This is a genomic window from Nostoc sp. LEGE 06077 (assembly GCF_015207705.1).
Classification (GTDB): Bacteria; Cyanobacteriota; Cyanobacteriia; order Cyanobacteriales; family Nostocaceae; genus Nostoc_B.
Map to the genome: position 1 here is coordinate 39,927 of NZ_JADEWI010000018.1, position 13,213 is coordinate 53,139.

Genomic DNA, 13,213 nt, shown 5'->3' on the forward strand with positions numbered 1-13,213 from the left:
TTTTAACTTTTAACTTTTCTATGCAACTAATCCAGAACGCAATGCACGCACGGCGGCTTGGGTACGGTCATCAGCACAGAGTTTGTTTAAGATGTTGCGGACGTGGGTTTTAACTGTACCAACGGTGATGTAGAGTTTCTCGGCAATTTGACCATTGCTACATCCAGCAACGATTAATTCTAAAATTTCTAATTCTCGTTGGGTTAGGGGATAGGTTTCTAGAACTTGCTCGTATTCTGTGGCTAAGGCTTCAATTTTCACGGTCTTGGGCTGATCACCTTTTTGGTTTTCCCCTGGTATACCTTGACGCATTTTGCGTAATACTACATTAGCGATCGCCGGATCAATCCAGGAGTTACCACCATGAGTTGCTTGGATGGCCTCTGTTAACTTGCTAATGCTGGTCTCTTTCATGTAATAAGAGTCTGCACCTGCGGCAAAAGCTGCTAATACTGCATCCTCTGTGTGATCCATTGTCAAGATCAGGATTTTGGTAGCTGTTTGTCCTGTCTCGGCTTGATAACGTCTATATTTGCGGGTGAGTTCAATTCCATCCATGTCAGGTAAGCCAATGTCTATCACGGCTACATCTGGCTTGGCTGTTTCTAATAGTTTCATACCTTGGGTGGCATTTGCTGCTTCCCCAATTACTTTTAATCCGCTGTGAGACTGCAATGCAGCCTTCAGACCCATTCTGGTTAAATCGTGATCCTCAATTAAAATAATGCTGATTTCGTTCATTGCTCCACTCACTCTTCATTGATTGCGTCTTTTTAAGTACCGCTTTTGTAAGCCACTTTATTTATGTTTTCCCAAACCAAAGATAGATGATCTTGCAAAGGGCTTGCATCCACCGATAGAAGTAGGATTTTTCAATTTTTTCAAATAGATAGATTTAAATATCTAGCCTGGGATATATAGATATTGCCCAACCAAATATGGAATATTTGTGGCAATTTATCGCTTTTAGCAACTTTTAGTGATGATGCACAAATTAGTAAATTACTCCAATATTTAACCATAATTAATAGCTGAAAAACTGCACAAAATGGATAAATTAGAAAAACTTAAAATTGCTTTAGCCAATAGTCAATGCTCTTCATTAATCAAATATATTTTGCCTGAAACTATCAAATTCATTGGATTAATGCAACCGGAGGGCAACCTTCTCGAAATTAATCAGTCACCGTTACATTTTAGTGGATTGACTAGCAGTGAGGTAATTGGCTGTCCTTTATGGGAAGTTCCTTGGTGGCATAAGTCAAAGCCAACTCAAGCAGCAATCAAAACAGCCGTTGCTTGTGCCGCAGCCGGTGAATCTGTAGATTATGAAGTTGAAATATTGGGGGTAGGCGATCGCTTATTAACCTTTCATTTTTCCATTAAGCCGATCACCAATCAACAAGGAAAAATTATTTTTTTAATTTTACAAGGGGAAAATCTGCCTGACCCCCAAACTGATGGTGATGAATTGATTACCTCTGCTTTTTCCTTACCGCATCACTCACCAGAAATTGCCGAGCGCCAGTTGTCAGAACAAAAATTACGAGAAAATGAGCATCGCTACGCCTCCTTAGCACAAATGTCACCAGTCGCCATATTTCGCACAGATTTGTCAGGTAACTACCTTTATGTGAATGAGCGGTGGTGTGAATTAGCTGGTCGTTCGGCTGAATTGTCCCTCGGTCAAGAATGGCGGAGGGCGATTCACCCCGATGATTTGGCACTTGTAGATCAAGCATGGCGGCGCAGTGTCCCAGATTTACAACCCTTGCGGTGTGAGTTTCGCTTTCGCCATTCTCCAGATAAAGTTGTGTGGGCGTTTTGCCAAGCTGTGGCAGAAACTCAAGCTAACGGTGCAGTGATTGGCTATATCGGCACAGTGATTGATCTGACTGAACCACAACCCACCCAGCAAGCCATAGAAGAAAGCGAAGCCAGATTTCGCATCATGGCAGATACCGCACCTGTGATGATTTGGATGTCTGGTATGGATAAGGGCTGTACATTTTTTAATCAAGGCTGGTTAGAATTTACTGGCCGCACAATGATTCAAGAGTTAGGTAACGGCTGGGCAGAAGGAGTTCATCCAGAGGATTTAGAACGGTGTATCAATATTTATACAACGGCTTTTGATGCCCGCAACTCATTTGTGATGGAGTACCGCCTACGTCGATTTGATGGGGAATATCGCTGGATTTTAGATACAGGTACGCCAAGATTTTCTCGATATGGTGCGTTTGTCGGGCTTATTGGCTCATGTATTGATATTAGCGAGCGCAAACAAATCGAACTATCACTCCAAGAGCGCACAGCGGAACTGACTTACTTAAATACCATCTTGACCCAAACCACAGCTACTTTACAAAAGCGCAATCAGGAATTAGATCAGTTTGCTTATGTCGCTTCTCATGATTTAAAAGCACCACTCAGAGCGATCGCTAATCTCTCACAATGGTTAGAAGAAGACCTTAATGATCAACTCCCTCCAGAAAACCAGCAACAGTTAAATTTGTTGCGTGGTCGAGTCCGGCGGATGGAAGGATTGATTAATGGTTTATTGAAATATTCGCAGATTGGGCGCATTCATCCAGACTTGTCTTTAGTAAATGTCAACGAATTACTCCAAGAAGTAATTGATGCTCTCGCTGCACCAGCAACTTTTAAGATTGAAGTTGCATCAAAAATGCCTACCTTGATGACTAAGCGGATGCTACTACAACAAGTATTTACCAACTTGATTGAAAATGCGATTAAGTATCACTCACGCCTGGATGGCCAGGTAAAAATTTCTGTACAAGACCAAGGTAGTCATTACAAATTTACTATTGCCGATGATGGGCCTGGTATTGCCCCAGAATATCAGCAGAAAGTGTTTACCATGTTCCAAACTTTAACAGCCCGCGATCTCCAGGAAAGTACAGGCATTGGTTTGGCGATCGTCAAAAAAATTGTCGAAACAGAAGGGGGTACGATCAGTTTAGATTCAAGCTTAGGTATTGGCAGCAGTTTTCACTTTACTTGGACTAAATAATCAGGCGAATAGAATTGCTCAAGCTTAGGGTGCAAAATATTTGTTTACAACTCTCACTAATGGCTGAGGACAGGTATTATCATGCTCATTTACAATAATAGTGAGCTTAATCAAGCTTTGGTCGTTGTATGATTATTCAGTTATTAATTACTAACTTTAAAAATATCATAAGTAATTAAATGCTAATAATCCAATTGATTTTAATAAGTGATTTATTTGACGAAAACAAAAATTCAGATTATTTCATAAAAACATTATGGAAAGAGTTATTAACATATTACTAGTGGAGGACGATGAAGTTGATGTCATGAATGTCAAGCGAGCATTTAAAAAAGTTAATATTACCAATCCCCTTTATCTAGCGAGTGATGGTTTAGAAGCCCTAGCAATATTGCGGGGTAATCCTGATAAATATCCCCAGTTACCACCTGAGCGACGCTTAATTTTACTAGATTTAAATATGCCCAAAATGAACGGCATAGAATTTCTGCAAGAATTGCGTGCTGATCCAGAACTATGCACAACTCCTGTAGTTGTCATGACGACTTCCAATCAGGATCAAGATAGGGTTCAAGCCTATAACTTAAATGTTGCAGGATACATTCTCAAACCTTTAACTTTTACTAAATTTGTGGAGTCCATGACAAACTTGAAAAAATACTGGATATTGTGTGAAATAACTTAATTTCCTCAAATTCGATAAGGAATGTGTAAAAGTCAAGAGAAAGCAAAAATAATTTAAGCTAAAGAATCTTAAGTAAGATAATTTCCAAATCGGGATATTATTAATGAATAGACGAATGTCCCCAAGATATAATATTTTTTGAAATTCCTATATCCAAACTACTAACTTAACTCTCAAACTTTTTATTTGGATAGCTTAAAAATAAAAATGATCTACATTAAATCGCATTGGACAGCGAAAATAAAAGCAAATGGAAGAAACGCTGAGAATTTTGGTTGTAGACGATGATGAAGTAGACCGGATGGCAGTACGCCGCGCCTTGACGCAAGCAGGTGTCAAAATGGAACTGTTGGAGGCTGGTAATGGCCATGAAGCACTACTCGCTTTGGCAAATACCACATTTGACTGTGTTTTCCTTGATTATCGCTTACCCGATCAAGATGGCTTGACACTGATTCACAGGGTACATACATCAGAAATCAAAGTTCCTTTAGTCGTTCTGACCGCGCAAGGAGATGAACAAATTGCTGTCGAATTGATGAAAGCTGGTGCTACAGACTATCTTTCTAAATCACGCGTATCTTCAGAAACATTAGCACAAGTTTTACGCAATGCTATGCGGGTATATCGTGCCGAAATGCAAGCAAATTTAGTACTCCAACAGTTGAAAGAAAGTCACGATCAACTGATCCGTAAAAATCAAGAACTCGAAAAACAACGGCAACAAATTCAACTACAAAACTTAAAATTAATCGAAGCCTCAAGACTAAAAACTCAGTTTTTGGCAACTATGTCTCATGAATTGCGGACACCAATGAATGCAATTATTGGGTTTTCGCAAATATTATTGCGGCCAAAATTCGGTCAGCTAACGCCTCAACAAACTGATATGATTGAGCGAATTCTAAATAATGGTAAGCATTTATTAATGTTATTAAATGAAGTTCTCGACTTTTCTAAATTAGAAGCGGGAAGACTAGACTTAAAATCGGAATTATTTGATTTAACGACAGTAATCAATTCAACTGTTAGCGAAATGCAATCCCTCGCAGAAGCGAAAAAATTAACTTTGCGAGTACAGTTGAATTTAGAAAATCCTTGGGTATTTAATGACTCAGTAAGATTACGGCAAATATTAGTGAATTTGCTATCGAATGCGATTAAGTTTACAGAAACAGGTAATATTTGGTTAGAAGTTCAAGAACTACCGGGAAATCGTCTGGCGATCGCAGTTCGTGATACAGGTATTGGCATAGCTCCCAAAGATTTTCAACATATTTTTGAAGCCTTTCGCCAAGTCGATCAAAGTCTAACGCGCAAATATCCGGGTACCGGATTGGGTTTGGCAATTGTCGATTCTTTAGTCAGAATGATGCGTGGCACAATCTTTATCGAGAGCGAATTGGGAGTTGGTTCGATGTTTAAAGTTGAGCTACCACGACAAATATTAGCCAAAGATGGAGCCGGAAAAATCCCGGCTTCAAATGTTGATGGTGAAAATATTTTTTTCTCGGCTCATAATCCTCATCAATCTTCTCCTCCATCCCGTCGCTCATCGATGAGGTATCCTCACCTAAAACTATAAATCCTTAGCACAAAAGTAGATTAATCATGTCTGTAGTGGAAAAGTCCAAAGTTGATCGGATTCTGGCTGTTGATGACACTAAAGATAACCTCATTTTGGTTCAAACAATTTTAGAAAGTGAAGGATATCAAATAGACTTAGTTTCCGATGGTAAGTCAGCGTTACAATACGTTGAACAATCTCCACCTGATTTGATTCTGCTTGATGTGATGATGCCAGGGATGGATGGTTATGAAGTTACCCGTCGCATTCGTCATAACCCAGAGATTAAAAGTTATATTCCGATTCTACTGATTACAGCCTTTCATGAATCTAGTGTGGTGGAAGGATTGGATAATGGTGCTGATGATTTTATTCGCAAACCTTTTGATACAGATGAACTATTAGCGAGAGTGCGATCGCTTTTGCGGCTCAAGCACAGTTTAGACGAACAGCAAAAAATGGCTCGTCAGCGAGAAGACTTTGTATCTCGTCTCACCCATGATTTGCGTACCCCCTTAGTCGCGGCTGATCGAATGCTGGGTTTGTTTCAAGACGAAACATTCTGCAAAATTTCGCCGGAAATGAAACAAGCGATCGCCGTCATGATTCGCAGCAACCAAAACTTAATGCAAATGGTTAATACCTTGCTAGAAGTTTCTCGTTTAGATGCTGGGAAAAAGACCTTCAACGATGAAGTCTGCAACTTACCAGAAATACTTCAGGAAGTCGTGAGCGAATTAGCACCACTGACTGGTGAGAAAAATTTAACCGTAGAAGTAGACACTAGTAGTTTAACGTCAAATACAGCAGATCCCGGTACTGTCATGGGTGATGCTCTAGAACTACGCCGAGTGTTCAATAACCTCCTCGGTAATGCCATCAAATTTACCGATACAGGGGGAATTACAATTCGATTTGCGGAAGAATCAGACAAAACTCCCGGTAAAACTTGGGTAATTATTGCATTTGAAGATACAGGGTATGGTATCGCCCCAGAAGACCAAGGAGGAATTTTCGAGCGATTTCGTCAAGGCCGAAATAAGCGCTCTGGTAGCGGTTTAGGCCTACATCTCTCCTATCGAATTGCCGAAGCGCACGGTGGTAATATTACAGTTACCTCTGAACTTGGTAAAGGCAGTGTATTCACAGTACGACTACCAAAAAGTATGTATTGAAAGTGCTGAGTGCTGTAAAGCCCTGTGGGCATGGCTGCGCTTAGAGCGGTAGCGGGAGTTGAGCAGCGTGCTGAGTATAAATACTAGCCTCTAGCTTCTAGTTTCTAGTTTCTCATCATTTGAATGCGGTTCTAGTTTTCCTCGTAGTAGACGGCGAACTACCGTTTCTAAATCCTCAATGAAGAATGGTTTGCTGATGTAGTCATTAAATCCAGCTTTGAGAATGCGTTCTCGATCTTCTGTGGTGGCTAAAGCTGTGACTGCAAGTACCGGAATTTTGTAAGTTAGCTGATCTTGCTTGAGATAATTTACAACTTCAATTCCACTGAGACTAGGTAACAAAATATCTAACATGATCAAGTCTGGCTGATACTCTTTAGCTACCAAAAACGTTGAGGAACTGTCTGATTGACAGATGAATTGACAGCCTAACGACTCAAGAGCATAACTAATCAGCAGGAGATTATCATCATTATCTTCCACTGCTAAAATTAAAGGTTTCTGAGAGTTCTGCTGCTTGCCATCACTGATGAATGAATGTGCTAGATACATCTTTTCTCCAGAAAAATCAATGGGGATTTATCGTCTTTTTTGATATACCAGACGAACCATCCCACAAGGGATAGGATGGAGGGGATTGAGAATTAAGTTTTATTTTAATTTTTTACAGTTTAGTGTAAATAGAAAAAATCTAATGCTTATAGCTTTTGCAGACACTTTTCGATTATACGCAAAATTACATAATTTTTTGGCAAAACTTTATCATAATTTGATATAAAAAAATCTAATTTATCCTATGGTCTATTTTGGGGCGATCGCCAACAGAGTTAAAGATACAAACCCATAAGTATAGTTGCTTGGTAAACTGATCCACGATCGCCATTAATCAGCTACAACACATTAATTATTCTCGTGAGCCTTTCCTAGTCAGACTGAGAAGATTTAGTACATTTTCTACTTAACTTTCTTCAATATTATTTCTTAGCTATTCAAGATAGAAACATTCCTAAAAGGGATGTCTGCTTTTAGCAAATGTCCCTTATCCATAAGTATAACAATCTAATTTTATTTAAAGAATGAAAAACTGACCAATAATGCACAATGAGTCATCTAAACCAGCAATACCAAACTATTGAAGAAATTAAAAACTTGATCACAACGTTTGATCAATGCACTCTACCACATTCTGAATGGAATCATTCGGCACACTTAACAGTGGCGATATGGTATCTAACTCAGTACGAGGAAATACAAGCGATCCATTTGATTCGTCAAGGTATTCAGCAATACAACGCAGCAATGAATATCCAGACTACACTTAACAGTGGCTATCATGAAACGCTAACACTGTTTTGGATTTACATAGTACGTAATTATTTAGCTGTTGTGGATAGAAAGATTCCCATAGTGGAATTAACAAACAAACTAATCTATAAGTTACAAGATAAAAATATACCCAAAAATTATTATAGTCAGGATGTAATCATGTCTTGGGAAGCTCGTAATGCTTGGATTGAACCAGATTTACAACCTTTAGATGTATTTCCAGATATTTAATATTACTCTTGGTACAGTCAGGATTGCGGCGATCGCACCTGATCTCGCCAAATTGGCAAACTCCTAAAAACTATGGTGATCAGGATGGATAAACCGCAGATCAAGCTAAAATGACCAAATATCTTATTGCTATATAGCTTTCGAGGGGATACTTCATGACTATTTGGGTAAATGAGCAAATTGATCCATCGGGGATGATTTATGCCTGTATTGCCTGTTGTAATGAGTCTCAAGCCAAAGATTGTCATGATTCGTTTGCCAAGAATTTGACTGAGAAACAAAAAGCAGCCGGTTGGACAGCAATATTACGGATAGTTGAATCTTGGGATGACGTACCAGTTAATGCCTTAAAACTCGATTAATGCCTTTTGGACTAAGGGCAGATATTTTAAGGTTAAAATAATCAGGCTTCTGAGAATCTTTCTCTCAGCAACCGCATTTTGCCTGTGACAGATAACATTTATATATGAATGCTACACAAGAACAATTAAAAAGAAAATTTGAGCAGGCAATGGTTGCTGCTTTTGGTGATGAATACGCCACAGTAGATCCAATTTTGGTTCCGGCGGGTAATCCGAAATTTGGTGATTATCAAGCAAACGTGGCTTTATCCTTGAGCAAAAAATTAGGACAGCAACCAAGAGCGATCGCCTCTGCTATAGTCGAAAAATTAGATGTCTCGCAAATCTGCGAACTACCAGAAATTGCTGGCCCCGGTTTTATCAACCTCAGACTCAAAACAGCGTACCTAGAAGCACAACTCAAAGCCATTTACCCAGACTCCAGATTAGGCGTTCCCCAAGCGAAAACACCACAGCGAGAAATCGTTGATTTTTCCAGTCCGAATATTGCCAAGGAAATGCACGTCGGACATTTGCGTTCCACAATTATTGGTGATTCCATCGCGCGGATTCTGGAATTTCGCGGACATGATGTTTTGCGGTTAAATCATGTAGGTGATTGGGGTACGCAATTTGGAATGCTCATTGCTTACCTGCGCGAAGTTTACCCCCAAGCTTTAACCACCGCCAACGCCTTAGATATCGGTGATTTAGTTACCTTTTATCGCCAAGCCAAACAGCGGTTTGATGCTGATGAAACCTTCCAAGAAACAGCACGCCAAGAAGTTGTCAAATTACAAGCAGGTGCAGCAGATACCCTTCATGCTTGGAAACTGCTGTGTGAACAATCCCGCCAAGAATTTCAAGTTATTTATGACTTGCTAGATATCAATTTAAATGAACGCGGCGAATCTTTTTACAACTCCTTGTTACCCACAGTTGTTGAAGATTTAGCCAAATCCGGTTTACTAATAGAAAACCAAGGTGCAAAAGTCGTTTTCTTGGAAGGGTATACCAATAGAGAAGGTGAACCTTTACCTTTAATTGTCAAAAAATCTGATGGTGGTTACAACTACGCCACTACAGACTTAGCCGCCTTACGCTACCGCATTCAACAAGATGCAGCAAAACGTATCATTTATGTAACTGATGCAGGACAGAGTAATCACTTTGCTCAATTTTTCCAAGTCGCACGCAAAGCAGGTTGGATTCCAGATGATGTGGAATTAGTTCATGTTCCCTTTGGTTTAGTATTAGGGGAAGATGGCAAAAGGCTCAAAACCCGTTCTGGGGAAACTGTGCGCTTACGAGATTTACTTGATGAAGCAATTATCCGCGCTCGTGCTGACTTAGAACAGAGATTACAAGCAGATGAGCGTACAGAAACAGAGGAATTTATTGCTCATGTTGCCCAAATAATGGGTATTAGTGCAGTTAAATATGCTGACTTGAGCCAAAACCGCACTAGTAACTACGTCTTCAACTTTGACAAAATGCTAGATCTCAAAGGTAATACTGCGCCTTATATGCTTTATGCTTATGCACGGATTCAAGGTATTAGTCGTAAGGGTGGCATTAACTTTGAAGAATTGGGCAATAATGCTCAAGTCATATTAGAGCATGAAACAGAATTTGCCCTAGCAAAGTATTTACTACAATTGGGTGAAGTTGTTAGTACTGTGGAACAAGACTTGTTACCCAATCGTTTATGTGAATATCTATACGAATTGAGTAAAAAGTTTAATGTCTTCTACGATCGCAATCACGGTGTTCGTGTACTAGATGCAGAAGAGCCGCAACGTACATCCCGCTTGGTTTTGTGCGATTTAACAGCTAGAACCTTGAAACTCGGATTATCGTTGTTGGGAATTCAAGTCTTGGAAAGAATGTAACTCAGAAAGGGCGTAGGGAGTGGGGAGTAGGAAATAAACCTTGTTAATGTTTGCCAGAAAAAGGACGTTTTAAAAGCGTAAATGTCCGCAGCCGGAAAATTTTCACCTTCTGCCTCTGGTTGGTGAGCGTAGCCGAACCACTACCTTCTGCTTCACCTAATTTTCAAGATGCAATGTGTGAGCCTACTGTATCATGAAAAAGACCAAGCTGTAGCTATGATAGGGAGACTTTCTAACTTCGAGAGCCATATATCTGCTCATTCAGGATTCAGGACTCAAAACGCAAAACATCTATGTTAGCAGGCAAAATTTTGCAGGGTGGAAAATATACCCTCACCCAAGAAATCGGACACGGTGGCTTTGGTATTACGTTTAAAGCTACGCATCACTACCTAGGTCAAGATGTAGTGATGAAGACTATTAACGAACGCTTGCGGCAACATCAAGATTTTGCCAAGTTCGAGCGCCAATTCCAAGATGAAGCCAGACGACTAGCTACTTGTATCCATCCCAACATTGTCAGGGTCAGCGACTTTTTTATTGAAGAAGGGCTACCTTATATGGTGATGGAATACATTCCGGGGGAAACTTTGGGCAATGCTTTTGTCCTCCCAGGGATACCCTTACCGGAAGCCACAGCAATTCATTACATCCGCCAAATTGGTGCAGCTTTACAGGTAGTCCACAATAATGGTTTGCTGCACCGCGATATTAAACCCGATAATATTATTCTTCGCCAAGGAACTCAAGAGGTCATATTAATTGATTTTGGCATTGCGCGGGAATTTAATAGCGGTGTCAAACAAACTCACACAGGGATAGTTTCTGAAGGCTACGCACCAATTGAACAATACTTGACACAAGCGCCGCGCACCCCGGCTACAGACGTGTATGGTTTGGCAGCAACCTTGTATGCTTTGTTAACAGCACAGGTTCCTATGCCAGCATTATTGCGCGATCGCGAAAAAATGGCTTCCCCCAAGGAACTACAACCCCACCTCAGTGCAGCAGTCAATCAAGCCGTGATGCGGGGTATGGCGGTTGATTCTCGCTTCCGTCCTGGGACAGTGGCAGAATGGTTACAACTATTGCCCAGTAGTGAAGTAAATAGCGTACTCCAAGGCGTAGCAACTAATACAGTCGCCACAGTAGATTTATCATCCCAGCCAAGACGAGGTGTTTTCGGGAAAAAACACAAGCAAGCGCGTTTAAATCCGGTTACAGCATTTACCAAACAACTAACTGGTTCTAAAGCCTTAATTGGTGTAGGTGTAGCTTTAGTTGCAGCTACCGCAGGTTTTGGCATCACTAGTCTATTTTCCTCAAATACACAGCCAGAGTCATCTTCCAAGCCACTGTTTGCTAACCCAATCACAAAAACAGGGGGCAACAATACCAATCCCCAAGGTTCACAGTCAACAGTAGAAGAAGCCACTAACCCCGACAAAAATTCTCCAACCACAGATGTCACGGAATCAGCGTATACCCCAAAACGACGTAAACGCAACCGTTCTGCACCCATACCAGAACCAACAAATAACAGCAAAACTTCTTCAGACAATACTTCATCTACCGATACTAAAACTTCTCCTAATCAAAACCCTGAACAAGCGGCGGTTGCACCTAATACCTCCCCATCACCATCACTAGTAGATAAACTAAGGGCCTACCGTACTGACCGGGAAGGTACTGCAAAGCGATCTGATAATACCTCGCCGGCTACCAGTAATCAAGCTACACCAAATCCACCCAGCAAGCGATCGAATCCTGTAGTCATCCCAGTACCACCACCAACTACAGAATCAAAAAGCTCTGATTCTTCAGCTGTAGTCGTCCCAACTATCGAACGTAAGCAAAATTCTTCTAGTGACAGTCCATCTTCCAAAGATGAAAAGCCACCAATGGATAGTAATACTAGTAACTAAGTAACCTAGGGTCTTAACGTAAAAACGCTATCGTCTGGTGATGTTGTAGGTAGAGGGATAATGAATGGTAACATCTCTGGTTCAGCCGTAGTCGCAGCATTGGATGGTTGCAACTGTCCAAAGCGAATGAAAATACCAATTCCCAAGCCAAAACAAAAGCAAAAACTAATAAAACCAAAGGAAAGTAATTGCATCAATTTTTGGTTTCCCATCATGCACTCCTCACAAGATGGTATTAGTTTACTGCAACAAAACTGAAACAGGCTATTGCCGACTAACAGGTTTAGGTCGTCGTCATGAACTGCATACACCAAGTAGAGATGAGTCTTGTTCCTCTACACGCTGTTCAACTCCAGCTACCGCTAAGAGTATTTTGCTATACAAGAACTGTTGCAATCATTTATTTTTAAAATTGGTGTAAAAAATTAATTAGGTTGATGGTGGATAGAGATGTTAAGAGGTGATGGTTTCGTATTTCTCACAAAACAAGAGTATGTTTTTAATGTTCTGATGTTAAATGCTGCTCTAAATTCAATGGCGGAAATTTCGGGAACGCCAGTTGAACAAATATTTAACTACATCCGAGAAATGACAAGTGAACAGTATCAACAGCTCACGGTGGAACAAATTGAGCAAATAATTGCTGTGAATGAAGAAAAACGAGAATAATTTAATAAATTCTCTTAGTCAAGATTTAGTAGGGTTTGTTACGGCTACATCTCGCTGTAAGAGTTGGGAAGAATCATCAATAGCCGTAACGCACCATGTTTTTGGTTAAATTTAAGCAACAAAGGCAACTGGATAGTAATCAACGGAGAGGGGGGGATTTGAACCCCCGAAGAACTTACATCCTTAACGCATTTCGAGTGCGCCGCATTCAACCACTCTGCCACCTCTCCAGGTATTTGCATAAAAATGCCAGCATAGCCCTTAGTTATGATAACATCCCGATACGAAGAGCGATCGCTTGTGTCGGAAATCATCATCGTTTGATGCTGATTTAAAATTTATGTGAAACTTCAGCGTTAGGCAAAACG

Annotated in this window: 12 protein-coding genes and 1 tRNA gene; 9 read left to right on the forward strand and 4 right to left on the reverse strand. The window is 40.4% G+C overall.

Annotated features, from left to right (window positions below):
• Positions 1–18: 18 nt before the first annotated feature.
• Complete coding sequence (locus tag IQ244_RS14310) at positions 19–741, reverse strand: response regulator transcription factor (RefSeq protein ID WP_193895066.1); 723 nt, start codon at positions 739–741, stop codon at positions 19–21.
• 307 nt (positions 742–1,048) lie between these two features.
• Between IQ244_RS14310 and IQ244_RS14315 the strand changes: the two genes are divergently transcribed.
• The 4 genes from IQ244_RS14315 to IQ244_RS14330 all read left to right on the forward strand — a co-directional run bounded on the left by IQ244_RS14315 (position 1,049) and on the right by IQ244_RS14330 (position 6,461).
• On the forward strand, positions 1,049–3,034 hold the full coding sequence (locus IQ244_RS14315; RefSeq protein ID WP_228058924.1) for a PAS domain-containing sensor histidine kinase: 1,986 nt from the start codon (positions 1,049–1,051) through the stop codon (positions 3,032–3,034).
• Between the two features lie 253 nt (positions 3,035–3,287).
• A complete protein-coding gene (locus tag IQ244_RS14320) occupies positions 3,288–3,719 on the forward strand; it encodes a response regulator (RefSeq protein ID WP_193895165.1) in 432 nt (143 codons plus the stop codon).
• A gap of 250 nt (positions 3,720–3,969) precedes the next feature.
• The gene (locus IQ244_RS14325; protein WP_193895068.1) at positions 3,970–5,304 is read left to right on the forward strand and encodes an ATP-binding protein; all 1,335 of its coding nucleotides are present in this window, start codon (positions 3,970–3,972) and stop codon (positions 5,302–5,304) included.
• A gap of 26 nt (positions 5,305–5,330) precedes the next feature.
• Positions 5,331–6,461: a hybrid sensor histidine kinase/response regulator gene (locus IQ244_RS14330; protein WP_193895070.1), complete on the forward strand. Its 1,131-nt coding sequence runs from the start codon at positions 5,331–5,333 to the stop codon at positions 6,459–6,461.
• Between the two features lie 90 nt (positions 6,462–6,551).
• On the opposite strand, the gene IQ244_RS14335 is transcribed toward IQ244_RS14330, so the two are convergent.
• A complete protein-coding gene (locus tag IQ244_RS14335; RefSeq protein ID WP_193895072.1) occupies positions 6,552–7,013 on the reverse strand; it encodes a response regulator in 462 nt (153 codons plus the stop codon).
• 549 nt (positions 7,014–7,562) lie between these two features.
• On the opposite strand from IQ244_RS14335, the gene IQ244_RS14340 reads away from it, so the two are divergent.
• The 4 genes from IQ244_RS14340 (at position 7,563) to IQ244_RS14355 (ending at position 12,176) form a co-directional block, all read left to right on the forward strand.
• A complete protein-coding gene (locus tag IQ244_RS14340) occupies positions 7,563–8,018 on the forward strand; it encodes a hypothetical protein (protein WP_193895073.1) in 456 nt (151 codons plus the stop codon).
• Positions 8,019–8,173: 155 nt separating this feature from the next.
• Entirely contained in the window at positions 8,174–8,380 is a 207-nt protein-coding gene (locus IQ244_RS14345) for a glycogen debranching protein (protein WP_193895075.1), read from the forward strand.
• A 104-nt stretch (positions 8,381–8,484) separates the two neighbouring features.
• A complete protein-coding gene (argS, locus tag IQ244_RS14350; RefSeq protein WP_193895077.1) occupies positions 8,485–10,251 on the forward strand; it encodes an arginine--tRNA ligase in 1,767 nt (588 codons plus the stop codon).
• A 293-nt stretch (positions 10,252–10,544) separates the two neighbouring features.
• Complete coding sequence (locus IQ244_RS14355) at positions 10,545–12,176, forward strand: serine/threonine protein kinase (RefSeq protein ID WP_193895078.1); 1,632 nt, start codon at positions 10,545–10,547, stop codon at positions 12,174–12,176.
• A 5-nt stretch (positions 12,177–12,181) separates the two neighbouring features.
• Here IQ244_RS14355 and IQ244_RS14360 read toward each other — a convergent pair whose 3' ends face one another.
• Positions 12,182–12,391: a capsule biosynthesis protein gene (locus IQ244_RS14360; RefSeq protein ID WP_228058926.1), complete on the reverse strand. Its 210-nt coding sequence runs from the start codon at positions 12,389–12,391 to the stop codon at positions 12,182–12,184.
• A gap of 235 nt (positions 12,392–12,626) precedes the next feature.
• Between IQ244_RS14360 and IQ244_RS14365 the strand changes: the two genes are divergently transcribed.
• Positions 12,627–12,845, forward strand: a complete 219-nt coding sequence (locus IQ244_RS14365) for a hypothetical protein (RefSeq protein WP_193895080.1) — start codon at positions 12,627–12,629, stop codon at positions 12,843–12,845.
• Between the two features lie 143 nt (positions 12,846–12,988).
• Here IQ244_RS14365 and IQ244_RS14370 read toward each other — a convergent pair.
• Positions 12,989–13,075 (reverse strand) — tRNA-Ser (locus IQ244_RS14370).
• Positions 13,076–13,213 lie beyond the last annotated feature (138 nt).

Bases quoted from the DNA above. Each gene is read 5' to 3' on its own strand.
- IQ244_RS14310 (WP_193895066.1), bottom strand. From the start codon at position 741: ATGAACGAAATCAGCATTATTTTAATTGAGGATCACGATTTAACCAGA.
- IQ244_RS14315 (WP_228058924.1), top strand. From the start codon at position 1,049: ATGGATAAATTAGAAAAACTTAAAATTGCTTTAGCCAATAGTCAATGC.
- IQ244_RS14325 (WP_193895068.1), top strand. From the start codon at position 3,970: ATGGAAGAAACGCTGAGAATTTTGGTTGTAGACGATGATGAAGTAGAC.
- IQ244_RS14330 (WP_193895070.1), top strand. From the start codon at position 5,331: ATGTCTGTAGTGGAAAAGTCCAAAGTTGATCGGATTCTGGCTGTTGAT.
- IQ244_RS14335 (WP_193895072.1), bottom strand. From the start codon at position 7,013: ATGTATCTAGCACATTCATTCATCAGTGATGGCAAGCAGCAGAACTCT.
- IQ244_RS14340 (WP_193895073.1), top strand. From the start codon at position 7,563: ATGAGTCATCTAAACCAGCAATACCAAACTATTGAAGAAATTAAAAAC.
- IQ244_RS14345 (WP_193895075.1), top strand. From the start codon at position 8,174: ATGACTATTTGGGTAAATGAGCAAATTGATCCATCGGGGATGATTTAT.
- argS (WP_193895077.1), top strand. From the start codon at position 8,485: ATGAATGCTACACAAGAACAATTAAAAAGAAAATTTGAGCAGGCAATG.
- IQ244_RS14355 (WP_193895078.1), top strand. From the start codon at position 10,545: ATGTTAGCAGGCAAAATTTTGCAGGGTGGAAAATATACCCTCACCCAA.
- IQ244_RS14360 (WP_228058926.1), bottom strand. From the start codon at position 12,391: ATGATGGGAAACCAAAAATTGATGCAATTACTTTCCTTTGGTTTTATT.
- IQ244_RS14365 (WP_193895080.1), top strand. From the start codon at position 12,627: ATGTTAAGAGGTGATGGTTTCGTATTTCTCACAAAACAAGAGTATGTT.